We start from the raw sequence: 12,657 nt of genomic DNA on the forward strand, positions 1-12,657 counted from the left end.
CCGCCCCAGCTTTGGTGCTGGTCCTTGCGGGGGCGCGGAAGGAGACTTTGGGGGGTTGCCCTCCGTCAAACAGGGGAGGGGCCCCCCGGCCACCACCGGGCCCCCCCTTCCCCCGTACGTACGCCCGCGGACTCAGCTCTTCGAGCAGCTCGGCAGGGACTTCGTGTCGCCCGCGCGGAGCTTCTCCAGCGACTTCGCGGCGTCGTCGATGGTGTCCACCTTGACGAGGGTGAGCCCGTCGGGTGTGTCCCTCGCGGCGTTCTCGCAGTTGTCGGCCGGGGTGAGGAAGTACTGGGCGCCGGCGTTGCGCGCGCCCACCAGCTTCATCTCGATGCCGCCGATCGGGCCGACCTTGCCCTCGTCGTCGATCGTGCCGGTGCCGGCGACGAAGCGGCCGCCGGTGAGGCTCTCGGGAGTGAGCTTGTCGACGATGCCGAGCGCGAACATCAGCCCGGCGCTGGGGCCGCCGACATCGGCCAGGTTGATGTCGATCGTGAACGGGAAGACGTGGTCGGTACCGGCCTGGATGCCGACGACGGCGCGGTCGCCCTCCTCGGAGGTGGTGGTCGTGATGACCACCTTCCGGGTGACGGTGGGCTCCTTGCGGGCCTTCTCGGCGGCGGCCGCCTCCTTGGCGGGGACGATCGTGAACTCGACGTCCTGGCCCGGCTTCCGCTTCACGACCTGCTTGGCGACATCGGCCTGTGCGGTGATCGCCACCCCGTCGACGGCCTTGATCACGTCACCGGCGTGCAGCTTGCCCTCGGAGGGCGAGCCCTTGATCACGGAGCCGACGACGACGCGGGAGACGACCGGGATGTTCAGCTCCCTGAGGGCGGCCACCTTGGCGCTCTCCTGGGACTGGCTGAACTCCTCTGCGTTCTCCTGACTCGACTGCTCCTCGGTCTTGCCGTCCGGGTAGAGCGTGTCGTGGGGCACCACCACGTTGTCGTGGGCCAGCCAGCCGTAGACCGCCTCGACGGCGTTCATCTTGTAGTCCGCGCTCGTGACGCGGACCGTCGTCATGTTGAGGTGCCCGTCGGTCGGGTACGTCTTGCGTCCCTCGATGTGCAGGACGGGCTCTCCCCTGGCCTCGCCGAGGGTGTTGACCGTGGGGCCGGGGCTCATCTCCGCGTACGGCACCGGGATCAGGACGCCCGCGATGAGCAGACAGATCAGGACCAGGGTGGAGGCGAGCATCGTCGCGGTGCGGCGTGGCATGGAACGACAGTACGGGACTCGCCTGTGGGTGCACCCCTGGGGCGGTCCGTCCGAGGCGGGCCGGCGTCAGCTCGACGGCGAGGTGGCGGCACCGCCCGCGGCGGTGGCCGGTTCGCGCTCGGGACGAGCGGAATCGGGGGTCGTGGCGTGGGCGCGTTCCATCGCGTCCCGGAAGCGTGCGTAACCGGCGAGCTCGGCCACGTCACCTATCGTCTTGTTCCTCGAAGCCCAGCTTCCCCATATCGCCGCGCCGACGACTGCGAAAAGCGGAATCAGCAACCAGGCCAGCGCTGCCATCCCGACCTCCCATCCCCAGTGAGTTGATCAGCAGACTGTCTCATCTGTGAGGTCAACGCTCGCGCCTGGGGGGCGGTTACGCAAATCGGGCGTTCGGCTACGCCCCGTCGGCGCGTCGCCTTGCTCGCCGGACGGCCGAAGCGGGCCAGGCGTGACGGGCTTCAGCAGGCCCCGACCCTCCCCCGGCCTTCGGCCGGGGGGACCCCCGAACCAGGGGTGACGGGCTTCAGCAGGCACCGACCCACTCCTCTGTGCCGTCCGAGAAGGTCTGGTGCTTCCAGATGGGGACCTCGTGCTTGAGGTCGTCGATGAGCTTGCGCGAGGCCTCGAAGGCCTCGCCGCGGTGCGGGCAGGAGACGGCCACGATCACCGCGATGTCGCCCACGGCCAGGTCACCCACCCGGTGCACGGCGGCCAGCGCGCGGACCGGGAAGTCGGCGACGACCTTCTCCGCCACCCGGCGCAGCTCCGCCTCGGCGGTGGGATGGCAGGAGTAGCCCAGAGCGTCGACGTCGGCGCCGCCGTCGTGGTTGCGCACGGTGCCCACGAAGAGCGTCGTGCCGCCGGAGGCGTCGTCCCCGACCGCCCGGAAGACCTCGTCGAGGGAGAGCGGGGTCTCCCGGATCGCGAGGAGCTTGATCGGATCGGCGGCGGCCTGCTCGCCGGGGTGGTCAAACGACGTCGGTGCCATGCGTCCATCGTGCCGTACGCGCGCGAGATCCCGGAATAGCGGTTTCGACCGGTCGTCGGCGGCCTCCGTAGGAGGGTCCTACAGGCCGCCGCAACCCCTCCCCGGTCAGATCCCCCGCCGCTTCCGCATCTGCCGGACGAGCGCCGCCGTACCGAGCAGGGCCACCGTCGCACCGGCCGCGCCCGCCGCCGTGGCGTCCTTGCGGCCCAGCCGGCGGCCGGCGACCGTGTGACGGCCCTCGACCTCCTCCAGGAGTGCCGCGAGGACCTCCTCGTTCGTCCACTTCGGCCGCCAGCCGGCGTCGTGCAGGCGTCCGACACTGACCACCCACGGGTGCATCGTGTACGCGAGGTCGCCCGCCGGTGACGGGGTGAGCCCGATCCGGTGGAGCCGGGCCGCGGCGCCGAGGGCGACGGCGGAGGGCAGCTCCATGCGCCGGATCCCGGAGAGCTCCTCGACCTCCTCCTGCTCCAGCCAGCCCTCGCAGCCGACCGCGAACTCCCCTTCGACCTTCTCGAGGGCCGCGTACTCCAGGGCGCTGACCAGGTCCTCCACGTGGCAGAACTGCCAGGTGGGCCGGGATCCGGCGACGACGAGCAGCCGGGGCGACTCGAAGTAGCGGGTCAGCGCCGTGTCCGTACCGCCGACGAGGACGGCCGGGCGGACCACGGTGACGTTGAGGCCGGGGTGCGCGCGCGGGGCCCGGCGGCCGAGGCGCTCGATCTCCAGCATGTCGCCCACGCCGGTGGCCTCCGCGGTGGCCCTGAGCTCGGCGTCCTCGGAGAGCGGGATGTCGTTGTCGGGCAGCGCGCCGTAGACCATCGCGGAGGTGCAGAGCACCACCCGGTGGACCCCGGCGGCGGCCGCGGCGGTCAGCACGGTCTGTGTTCCGCGCACGTTGTAGGCCGTCCGGGCGGCGGGGTCGGTCTCCAGGTCGAGATCGACGGCGAGGTGCACGACGACGTCCGCGCCGCGCAGCTTCTCGGCGATGGCCGGGTCGCGCACGTCGAGGATGTGCCACTGCGCCTCGGCGACCTCGCCGCGGCGCTCGTCGATGGCGACGACCTTCTTGACCTCGTCGGACGCGGCGAGGCGCCTGGTCAGCAGGTCACCGACGCCGGAAGCGGCACCGGTGACCGCGACGACGGGGCCGCGCGCGGCGGACCGGGTTGAGAGGTTTCGCGCTCCGCGAACCTGTGGATCTGGGGAACTCACCGGGCGTCTCCAGCGGTTGTCTTCAGTACGTACACGGATGACGCGTACGGACCAGGTGGCGTCCATCCTGCCGCAGGGCACGGCCCGGCGGAGCACCGAGCCCATTTCCGGCCCGGATGTCTACGCTGGTGGTGTGCGGGGCCTGTCTGGACAGGCCCTGGTCGGGCAGTCGCCGTCGGCAGGAGGCCGGCGGCCCTACGAGCCGAGGAAACCTGTGAGTGACACCCCATTCGGATTCGGCCTTCCGCCGGAGGAGCCGGAGAACGGCGACGAGGGCAAGAAGAAGGACCCCGCCGGAGGTGGCCAGGGGTCCGGTGGCCAGGGCGGCGGCAACCCGTTCGGGGCGAACCCGTTCGGCTTCGGCGGGCTGCCCGGGATGGGCGGGCCGGGCGGAGCGGACAATCCGTTCGCGGCGATGTTCGGCTCGCTGAACCCCAACGACCTCGGTGCGGCCTTCCAGCAGCTCGGCCAGATGCTGAGCTACGAGGGCGGTCCCGTGAACTGGGACATGGCCAAGCAGATCGCACGCCAGGTGGTGGCCCAGGGCACCGCCGACGGCACCAAGGACGCCAGCGTGGGCCCGGCGGAGAAGGCGGCGGTCGAGGAGGCCGTGCGCCTCGCCGACCTGTGGCTGGACGGCGTGACCTCGCTGCCCTCGGGCGCGAGCACGGCCGTGGCGTGGAGCCGCGCGGAGTGGGTCGAGGCGACGCTGCCGGCGTGGCAGCAGCTCGTGGACCCGGTCGCCGAGCGGGTCGGCTCGGCGATGGGCGACGTCCTGCCGGAGGAGATGCAGGCCATGGCGGGCCCGCTGATCGGCATGATGCGCTCCATGGGCGGCGCCATGTTCGGCCAGCAGATCGGGCAGGCCGTCGGCGCACTCGCCGGTGAGGTCGTCGGCTCGACCGATGTCGGTCTGCCGCTCGGGCCCGCGGGCCGGGCCGCGCTGCTGCCGCTGAACATCGAGGCGTTCGGGAAGGACCTGGGCGTGCCCTCGGACGAGGTGCGGCTCTACCTGGCGCTGCGCGAGGCCGCGCACCAGCGTCTCTTCGCCCACGTGCCGTGGCTGCGCGCGCATCTGTTCGGCGCGGTCGAGGGGTACGCGCGGGGGATCAAGGTCGACACCTCGAAGCTGGAGGAGGCGGTGGGCCAGCTCGACCCGACGCACCCGGAGCAGCTGCAGGAGGCCCTTCAGCAGGGGATGTTCCAGCCGGAGGACACCCCGGAGCAGAAGGCCGCCCTGGCCCGTCTGGAGACGGCGCTGGCGCTGGTCGAGGGCTGGGTGGACGCGGTGGTCCACGAGGCCGCCAAGTCGCGCCTCACGTCGGCGGACGCGCTGCGCGAGACGCTGCGCCGACGCCGGGCCTCGGGCGGTCCCGCCGAGCAGACCTTCGCGACGCTGATCGGTCTCGAGCTGCGGCCGCGGCGGCTGCGGGACGCGGCGCGCCTGTGGGCGTCGCTGACGGACGCGCGCGGGGTCGACGGCCGTGACGGTCTGTGGGAGCACCCGGACATGCTGCCGACGGCGACCGACCTGGACGACCCGGACGGCTTCGTGCACCGCGAGCACCTCGACTTCTCCGAGATCGACAAGATGCTCGGCGAGGCGGCCAAGGGCGACGCCCCGGAAGACGGGGACGGCAAGGAGTGACTCTGCACGACGACGCGGTCCTCGTCCTGAAGGGGTACGGGGACCAGCCGGAGCTGCGCGACCTGTATCTGGCGCATCTGGACGCGCATCCGGACGGCATGTACAAGCCCTGCGGGGCCGGGCATCTGACCTCCAGCGCGCTGGTGGTCGATCCGGCGCGCGGGAGGGTGCTGCTGACCCTGCACAAGAAGCTGGGCATGTGGCTGCAGATGGGCGGTCACTGCGAGGCGGGTGACGCGACGGTCGAGGCGGCCGCGCTGCGGGAGGCCACCGAGGAGTCGGGGATCACGGGGCTGACGCTGCTGCCGGACCCGGTGCGGCTGGACCGGCATCCGATCCCGGCGCCGTGTCACTGGCACCTGGACGTGCAGTACGCGGCGCTGGCCCCGGCCGGTGCGGTGGAGCAGATCAGCGAGGAGTCGCTGGACCTGCGCTGGTTCACGTACGACGAGGTGGCGGGCGTGGCGGACACGTCGGTGGTGCGTCTTCTGGAGAGCACGCTGGCGCGTCTGTGACGGGACGTGGGAAGGGGGCGGGCGCCGTTCGACGCCCCCCCCCTTCCCCTACCCGTGACTAGTTCCAGGCGTTGTTCTGGTTCTGCGCGTGGGAGCCGTGCTGTCCGGCGCCGAACTGGGCGGCGATGCCCTGGCCGATGGCCGCGTTCTGCGGGGGCATGACCTCGCTGGGCTGGACGAGCGCGAAGCCCTGGCCGAGGAAGCTGAGTTCCCAGCCCTCGCCGGTGTTGCCGCGGCGGGCGCGGACGCTGGAGCTGTGCGTCTGCGCCTGCATCTGGACGCGCAGCCCGGTGGACCAGGCCACGATGGCGTCCGCGTCGACGCTCACGTACTTCTCGGGCGTGACCTGCATCATCAGCGGCTGACCCGAGGTCATCAGGGCGACCTTGCCGCGGCCGGAGATGTTGAGCTGGTACTTGCCGGTGCCGGAGACGCCGTACTGGCTGTCGACGGCGATGACCTCGGTGTGGAGGGTCGAGTCGAGCGCCAGGACGTAGGCGCTGTCGACGGTGAGGCCCTCCTGCTCGACCTCCACGACGTGGACGTACTGGGCGAGGTTGGCGAAGTAGACCGTGCCCTGGCCGGAGCAGCGCATCAGGTCGAGGCCCTCACCGGTGCGGGCCTGGGCCCGGCGCTGGCCGGGGGTCTTGTACTCGCCGTCGAAGTCGACGAGTCCCTGGTACGCGACCATGGCGCCCTTGCGGGCGAGGACGTCGTCCTGCCCGGTGAGGCTGACCCGCAGGAGCTGCGGGTTCTGGATGACGTACCGCTCCTGGCTCTGCTGTTCGGCGTGGTTGAAAAGCGGGCTCTGCATGGTGTGTTCTCGCTCCCCCTCAGCCCCGGGCCCGCAGGCGGTCGGTGCTGTCCTCGCTCGGCTGTACGACGACGATGCCCTGGCCCGAGAAGGCCATCTGGAATGCCTCGCCGCTGCCCCGCCCGATGAGGGAGGAGGCCTTGAAGCTGCGCTTGCCCTTGACCTTGAGCGACGGCGACCAGGCGACGAGCGCGTCGGGGTCGACGTACGTCTCGTCGTCGCCGCGGCCGCAGTCGACGACGATCGGGGTGCCGCGCGAGGTCAGGGCGACCCAGCCGGTGCCGGCGATCTCGACGTTGAACAGGCCCTGGCCGGCGAACTTGGCGAGTCCCTTGACGCGCTCGACGCCCCACTGGAGGTGTGCGTCGAAGGCGAGCAGGTTGGTGCCGTTGACCGAGAGCGAGTCGTTCTGCAGGTTGATCACGACGACGTCGGCGCCGTAGTCGGCGAGGTAGAGCAGGCCGTCGCCGGAGCACTTCATGATGGGCGCGCCCTCGCCGGTGGCCCACTGCTGGGCGACCTGGCGGGCGGCGGGCGGGTTGGGCTCGTAGGTGATGTAGCCCTCGTAGGAGACCATCGAGCCGGTCCGGGCATAGAGGTCCTGCCCGGAGGCCATGGCCACCTGGAGCATGGCGCGGCCGTGGTTCTCCATCCGGGCCGCGACGGGGGTCGGGGCGTAGCCCGCGAATTGCTGGTTCATGACTTCGGGCTCCCTCAGACCTCGTAGGGCTGGACGACGATGAAGTTGCCGGGGGCTCCCCGGAACTGGAGGTTCACGGTCTCTCCGCTGTGGCCGGGGTAGGCGTTGCGGCGGAGCCGCACCTGGCTGGAGAGGATGACCTGGGACGCGGACGACCACGCCACGACGGCGTTGCAGTCGGCGAAGGTGGTCGGCGTGACGGGCAGCACCACGGGCACGCCGTGGGTCTTCACGACGACGGTGCCGGTGCCCTGGAACTGCATGGTGAACAGGGCGCCGCCGGGGATGCCGTGGCCTTCGATACGCCGCACCTCGTACTGCAGGGACTCGTCGAACGCGAGGACGTTCTCCGCGGAGACGCAGATGCCGTCGCCCTGGAGCTCGATCGGGTGCAGGTGGGCACCCTCCTCGGCGAGGAAGAGCTGGCCGCGGCCGGTGCAGCGCATCAGCTGCATCTCCTGGCCGGTGGCGTTGCCGACGATCCGGCCGGTGAAGCCGGCGCCCTTGTGCGAGAAGTCGACCTTGCCCTGGTACATGACCATGGAGCCCTGCCGGGCGAGGACGGGCATGCCGCCCATGGCGAGGTCGACCCGCATGAGCTGCTGGTTCTGCGGGGTCCAGCGGGCGCCGGTGGGGGTCTCCTTGTACGGCGCGAGCGCGGCGGCGAGGCCCGCTCCGGTCGCCGGGACACCCTGCGGGACGCCGGGCTGCTGGCCGTACCCCGGCTGCTGACCGTACGGGGCGGGCGCGGCCTGGCCGTAGCCGGGCGCCTGCGGCTGCTGACCGGGGTACTGGCCGGGCGCCTGCGGCGGCACCTGGCCGGGGTACTGCCCCGGAGGCTGTCCCGGGACCTGGCCGTAGCCGGGAGGCTGCTGCCCGTACGGCGCGGGGGCCGGGGCGGGCGGCGGGACCGGGGCGGGCGCCATCGGCGCCACCATGGTCGGCGCCGTGTGCACCGGCTGCGCGGGCGGCACGGGCGCGGGCGGAGCCGGCGGCGCGCCGAACGCGGGCGCGGGAGCCGGGGCGGGGGCCGGAGGCGCGCCGAAGGCGGGTGCCGGTGCCGCGGGGGCGCCGAACGCCGGGGGCGCCGTCGCCTGTGCGGGCGGGGCGAAGCCGGGCGCGGCCTGCTGCTGCGGGGCTGCGGGCTCCTCCTCGGCGACCTCGCCGCCGAAGTTCCGCAGGAGCGCGTCGAGGCCCCCGTCGAAGCCCTGGCCGACGGCGGCGAACCGCCACACGTCCTTGAGGTAGAAGTCCCCGAGCATCACCGCGCGCTCGGTGGTGAACTCCGCGCCGGTGAAGGCGTACCGGGCGACCTCTTCGCCGCCCGCCACGATCCGGAGGTGACCGGGGCCGACCTGCGACATCTGGCCGGCGCCGTCGATGGTCGCGGTGAACGACAGCTTGTGGATGGTGGCGGGGATGCGGTCGAGAGTCACGCGGAAGGACTCGGTGTCACCGGACTGCGCCCCGAGCAGCTGGACGGACTCCTCGGGCGTCTTCGGCTGGTTGAAGAAGACGAAGTAGCGGTCGTCGGAGAGCCGCTCGTCCGCGTCGAGTCCGAAACAGCTGATGTCGAAGGTGAGTCCCGGTGCCGCGATCTGCACACCGATGTACAGATCGGTACCCGCGGTGAGATCACTGATCTTGGCCTTGTGGCCGCGTTGGAATTCCCTGGCCATGCGTAACGACCGTCCCCCATCCCGAATGGCGAATGCTCGCGCCAGGCTAGCCGCTGAGTGCGACATTGAGACAGCGCAGGTCGTTTTCGGTACCGAATCGGGAAACCCCGGTCACGCGCACGTGCTCCCGGCGTCACTCCCCGCAAGCGGAAGGGGTTACTCCACGCGAGCGGAGGGGCGCTTCCCATGAGCGCCCGGGGTTACTCCTCGCGAGCGCCCGGGAGGTGCGGCAGGCGCTCGGCGGCGACCACGCCCTCCAGGTAGCCGCGGGCCCGCTCGGTGCGGGGGTAGGCCTCCAGGAGCCGCCAGAACCCGGGGCCGTGACCGGGCACGAGCAGATGGGCCAGCTCGTGCAGGAGGACGTAGTCGACGACGTACTCGGGCATGCCCTGGAGCCGGTGGGAGAGGCGGATGCTGCCCTCGGAGGGGGTGCAGGAGCCCCAGCGGGTGTTCTGGTTGGTGACCCAGCGCACGGAGCCGGGGCGGGCCCGGCCGCCGAAGTACTGCTCGGACAGCCGCAACGACCGCTCGGTCAGCTCGCGGTCCCCGAGGACGCTGCGGCTCTCCTGGGCGGCGAGCTTGTCCAGCATCACGCCGACCCAGCGGCGCTCCTCGGCCTCGGACATCCGGGCCGGGATGAGCACGATGGTGCGGTCGCCCTCGCGGTAGGCCGAGACGGTTCTGCTCCGTCGTGGGCTTCTGCGGACCTCGACCGCACTCGTCCCCGCACCGCGGTGCGGCTTGTCGGTCACGCTGCGCTGTGGGTCGGCGGGCACGGCCCCGACGTTACCCGCTGTCAGCGGGGGAAGTCCCGCCTCCGGTGTGGTTTCGGCAACGATCCGCTCACACCCCACACGATTCGAATGACTAATCCCCTTGCCTGTGGACAACTTTCGGCGACCGTCACGGCGGCGGGGCATTCTCGACTCGGCGGCGAAAGGACGTCGTCGATCTTGAAGCTGTCGATCATGAATGCGGGGCGGGGGAAATGCATCCGATGGTGAAGCCGGCGCTGCGGCGCGCCTGGCGGAGTCTTCGCAGCGTGCAGTTCGGGGTCACCCCCGCGCACGCTGTGGTGCTCGATCCGGTCGACCAGGGGACGGGGACCCTGCTCGGGCTGCTCGACGGCACCCGAGGCACCGAGCTGCTCCGGGCCGAGGCGAGGACCCTGGGTCTGCCGCCCGGACGGCTCGACGCGCTGCTCGGGCGGCTCGAGTCGGCGGGGCTGCTCGCCGACGCCTCGGCCGGGCGGCCGGGGAAGGCGGGGCCGACGGCCGGCGCGGTGGACACCGCCCTCGATCCGCTCCGCGCCGACCTCGCCTCCCTCTCCGTCGTCCACCCCGAGCCGGAGCGGGCGGTACGGACCCTGGCGGCCCGGCGGGCCGCGCGCGTCCAGGTCCGGGGCGCGGGGCGGGTGGGGGCGGCGGTGGCGGCGCTGCTCGCGGCGGCGGGCGTGGGCGGGATCGAGGTCGTCGACTCGGGACGGGTCGAGCCCTGGGAGACGGCCCCGGGCGGGCTGCCGGTCGAGGCGGTCGGCGAGCGACGGGCGGCGGCGGCCCGCCGGCTGGTCGGCCGGTGGCGGAGGTCGCGCGGCCCGGGTGGACCGGGTGAAGGCTCCGGCGGGGTCGGGCTGTCACTCGTCGTGGTGACACCGCGGGACGGTCTCGGCGCCTACGTCCCCGATCCGCTCCCCGCACAGCGGTGGGTCACCACGGGGACCCCGCATCTGTACGCCGGGGTCATCGAGGCGACGGGAGTCGTCGGGCCGCTCGTCCTGCCGGGCGGCACGGCGTGCGCGCGGTGCCTTCAGGAGGAGCGGACGGACCGGGAGTCGGACTGGCCCCGGCTCCTCGCCCAGTGGCGCTCCGGCGCCCGGCATCCCCTGCCCGCCTGCGACCTGGGCCTCGCGACGGCGGTGGCGGGTCTTGCCGCCGCGCACGCGCTTGCCTTCCTCGACGGGGACCTCCCGGCGAGCACGGGCACCCGCTGGGAGACGTCACTGCCGCTGCTGGAGTGGCGGGCGGAGCGGCTGCGACCCCATCCGGCCTGCCCCTGCGGGGCGGCGCGCGACAGAGAGGGGGAGCGCGCCTCGGCAGCCGGAGACGCGCAGGACACAATGGCGGGGTAACGGCCCTGCGCGGCACGGCAGGGCTGACCGCCCTGCGCGGCACGACAGTCTGGGTTTTGGAGGGGCGTATGTCTGATCTTCCCCGGAAGGCGGTCACCCGGACCGCCAAGTTGGCCGCGTTGCCACTCGGCTTCGCGGGCCGGGCCACCTGGGGCCTGGGCAAGAGGATCGGCGGGAGATCGGCGGAGATCGTCGCCCGCGAGCTCCAGCAGCGCACGGCCGAGCAGCTGTTCAAGGTGCTCGGTGAGCTCAAGGGCGGGGCCATGAAGTTCGGGCAGGCGCTGTCCGTCTTCGAGTCGGCCCTTCCCGAGGAGGTGGCCGGGCCCTACCGGGCGGCCCTGACGAAGCTTCAGGACGCGGCGCCGCCGATGCCGACGCGCACCGTGCACGCCGTCCTCGAGGAGCGGCTGGGCGCGGAGTGGCGGGAGCTGTTCCTGGAGTTCGAGGACAAGCCGGCGGCGGCCGCGTCGATCGGGCAGGTGCACCGGGCCGTGTGGCACGACGGGCGAGAGGTCGCGGTGAAGGTGCAGTACCCGGGCGCCGGGGAGGCACTGCTCTCGGACCTGACGCAACTGAGCCGCTTCGCGCGGCTGCTCGGTCCGCTGATCCCGGGGATGGACATCAAGCCGCTCATCACCGAGATGCGGGACCGGGTCTCGGAGGAGCTGGACTACGCCCTGGAGGCGGCGGCCCAGCAGAAGCACGCGGAGGAGTTCGCCGACGACCCCGACGTGCGGGTGCCGGCGGTGGTGCACCTGGCGGACCAGGTCCTGGTGACCGAGTGGATGGACGGCATCCCGCTCGCGGAGGTGATCGCGGACGGTACGGAGGAGCAGCGGGACCGTGCGGGCCAGCTCCTGGCCCGCTTCCTCTTCTCTGGCCCCGCGCGCACCGGTCTGCTGCACGCCGATCCGCACCCGGGGAACTTCCGGCTGCTGCCGGGCGCCGACGAGGAGGAGGGACCGGAGGGCTGGCGGCTCGGCGTGCTCGACTTCGGCACGGTGGACCGGCTTCCGGGCGGGCTGCCGGAGACGATCGGCACCTGTCTGCGGATGACGCTGGAGGGTGAGGCCGAGACCGTCTACGAGCTGCTGCGGGCGGACGGCTTCGTGAAGAAGTCCGTGGCACTCGACCCCGACGCGGTCCTGGAGTACCTGCTGCCGATCATCGAGCCGGCCGAGGCGGAGTCCTTCCTCTTCACCCGGGGCTGGATGCGCACCCAGGCGGCCCGCATCGCCGACCCGCGCTCCCCCGCCCATCAGTTGGGCAAGCAGCTCAATCTGCCGCCCTCGTACCTGCTGATACACCGGGTGACGCTGAGCACCATCGGGGTGCTGTGCCAGCTGAACGCGACGGTGCGCCTGCGGGCCGAGCTGGAGGAGTGGCTTCCGGGCTTCGTGACGGCCGACTCGGACTGACGGAGGTCACCACCAGGAGGAGTCCAGGCGGCCTTCGATCGCGCGGATGTTGGCGCGGGCGCAGTCCTCGCAGAAGTAGCTGCGCCGGCCGTTCTCCACCGAGCAGGTCCAGGTCAGCGGCAGGGTGTCGGCCGTCTTGCCGCAGCGCGCGCAGACGAGGGGCCCCTCGGGGGTACGGGCGTCGTTCACCCTTGTGACGATAACCCGACGAAGCTCCGCGGACCCGACAACGCACCGGGGGGGGGGGGGGGGGGGGGGGGGGGGGGGGGGGGGGGGGGGGGGGGGGGGGGGGGGGGGGGGGGGGGGGGGGGGGGGGGGGGGGGGGAGGGAC

13 protein-coding genes are annotated in these 12,657 nt (G+C 72.5%); 4 read left to right on the plus strand and 9 right to left on the minus strand.

Annotation, left to right across the window (positions count from 1 at the left end; all coding sequences use genetic code 11):
- Positions 1-132 precede the first annotated feature (132 nt).
- The 4 genes from ACZ4XX_RS18380 to ACZ4XX_RS18395 all read right to left on the minus strand — a co-directional run bounded on the left by ACZ4XX_RS18380 (position 133) and on the right by ACZ4XX_RS18395 (position 3,424).
- Entirely contained in the window at positions 133-1,221 is a 1,089-nt protein-coding gene (locus ACZ4XX_RS18380) for a YlbL family protein (RefSeq protein ID WP_468508903.1), read from the minus strand.
- Positions 1,222-1,287: 66 nt separating this feature from the next.
- Entirely contained in the window at positions 1,288-1,422 is a 135-nt protein-coding gene (locus tag ACZ4XX_RS18385) for a hypothetical protein (protein WP_468508942.1), read from the minus strand.
- A 322-nt stretch (positions 1,423-1,744) separates the two neighbouring features.
- Entirely contained in the window at positions 1,745-2,209 is a 465-nt protein-coding gene (locus tag ACZ4XX_RS18390) for a molybdenum cofactor biosynthesis protein MoaE (protein ID WP_468508904.1), read from the minus strand.
- Between the two features lie 105 nt (positions 2,210-2,314).
- Positions 2,315-3,424, minus strand: a complete 1,110-nt coding sequence (locus ACZ4XX_RS18395) for an SDR family oxidoreductase (protein WP_468508905.1) — start codon at positions 3,422-3,424, stop codon at positions 2,315-2,317.
- A gap of 214 nt (positions 3,425-3,638) precedes the next feature.
- Between ACZ4XX_RS18395 and ACZ4XX_RS18400 the strand changes: the two genes are divergently transcribed.
- Positions 3,639-5,072: a zinc-dependent metalloprotease gene (locus tag ACZ4XX_RS18400; RefSeq protein WP_467715281.1), complete on the plus strand. Its 1,434-nt coding sequence runs from the start codon at positions 3,639-3,641 to the stop codon at positions 5,070-5,072.
- Positions 5,069-5,587: an NUDIX hydrolase gene (locus ACZ4XX_RS18405; RefSeq protein ID WP_468508906.1), complete on the plus strand. Its 519-nt coding sequence runs from the start codon at positions 5,069-5,071 to the stop codon at positions 5,585-5,587. Before ACZ4XX_RS18400 ends, ACZ4XX_RS18405 begins: the two co-directional genes overlap by 4 nt.
- Before the next feature lie 58 nt (positions 5,588-5,645).
- Here ACZ4XX_RS18405 and ACZ4XX_RS18410 read toward each other — a convergent pair whose 3' ends face one another.
- From ACZ4XX_RS18410 to ACZ4XX_RS18425, 4 genes are all read right to left on the minus strand, one after another.
- Positions 5,646-6,401 (minus strand): AIM24 family protein, encoded by a 756-nt coding sequence (locus ACZ4XX_RS18410; RefSeq protein WP_468508907.1) that lies wholly within the window; start codon positions 6,399-6,401, stop codon positions 5,646-5,648.
- A gap of 19 nt (positions 6,402-6,420) precedes the next feature.
- The gene (locus ACZ4XX_RS18415; protein WP_468508908.1) at positions 6,421-7,101 is read right to left on the minus strand and encodes an AIM24 family protein; all 681 of its coding nucleotides are present in this window, start codon (positions 7,099-7,101) and stop codon (positions 6,421-6,423) included.
- 14 nt (positions 7,102-7,115) lie between these two features.
- On the minus strand, positions 7,116-8,780 hold the full coding sequence (locus ACZ4XX_RS18420; protein ID WP_468508909.1) for a TerD family protein: 1,665 nt from the start codon (positions 8,778-8,780) through the stop codon (positions 7,116-7,118).
- A 200-nt stretch (positions 8,781-8,980) separates the two neighbouring features.
- Positions 8,981-9,556, minus strand: coding sequence for a M48 metallopeptidase family protein (locus ACZ4XX_RS18425; RefSeq protein ID WP_468508910.1), 576 nt, complete (start codon positions 9,554-9,556; stop codon positions 8,981-8,983).
- A 212-nt stretch (positions 9,557-9,768) separates the two neighbouring features.
- Between ACZ4XX_RS18425 and ACZ4XX_RS18430 the strand changes: the two genes are divergently transcribed.
- Positions 9,769-10,908 carry a TOMM precursor leader peptide-binding protein gene (locus ACZ4XX_RS18430; protein WP_468508911.1) on the plus strand — a complete coding sequence of 380 codons (1,140 nt, stop codon included), beginning with the start codon at positions 9,769-9,771 and terminating at the stop codon, positions 10,906-10,908.
- A 68-nt stretch (positions 10,909-10,976) separates the two neighbouring features.
- Positions 10,977-12,326, plus strand: a complete 1,350-nt coding sequence (locus ACZ4XX_RS18435; protein WP_468508912.1) for an ABC1 kinase family protein — start codon at positions 10,977-10,979, stop codon at positions 12,324-12,326.
- A 6-nt stretch (positions 12,327-12,332) separates the two neighbouring features.
- On the opposite strand, the gene ACZ4XX_RS18440 is transcribed toward ACZ4XX_RS18435, so the two are convergent.
- Entirely contained in the window at positions 12,333-12,515 is a 183-nt protein-coding gene (locus tag ACZ4XX_RS18440; RefSeq protein ID WP_055600984.1) for a hypothetical protein, read from the minus strand.
- Positions 12,516-12,657: the final 142 nt, after the last annotated feature.

This window comes from Streptomyces sp. NPDC029956 (genome assembly GCF_055574655.1).

Excerpts from the sequence above, each read along its gene's own strand:
- ACZ4XX_RS18380 (WP_468508903.1), bottom strand. The coding sequence starts at position 1,221 with ATGCCACGCCGCACCGCGACGATGCTCGCCTCCACCCTGGTCCTGATC.
- ACZ4XX_RS18435 (WP_468508912.1), top strand. The coding sequence starts at position 10,977 with ATGTCTGATCTTCCCCGGAAGGCGGTCACCCGGACCGCCAAGTTGGCC.
- ACZ4XX_RS18390 (WP_468508904.1), bottom strand. The coding sequence starts at position 2,209 with ATGGCACCGACGTCGTTTGACCACCCCGGCGAGCAGGCCGCCGCCGAT.
- ACZ4XX_RS18430 (WP_468508911.1), top strand. The coding sequence starts at position 9,769 with ATGCATCCGATGGTGAAGCCGGCGCTGCGGCGCGCCTGGCGGAGTCTT.
- ACZ4XX_RS18410 (WP_468508907.1), bottom strand. The coding sequence starts at position 6,401 with ATGCAGAGCCCGCTTTTCAACCACGCCGAACAGCAGAGCCAGGAGCGG.
- ACZ4XX_RS18415 (WP_468508908.1), bottom strand. The coding sequence starts at position 7,101 with ATGAACCAGCAATTCGCGGGCTACGCCCCGACCCCCGTCGCGGCCCGG.
- ACZ4XX_RS18420 (WP_468508909.1), bottom strand. The coding sequence starts at position 8,780 with ATGGCCAGGGAATTCCAACGCGGCCACAAGGCCAAGATCAGTGATCTC.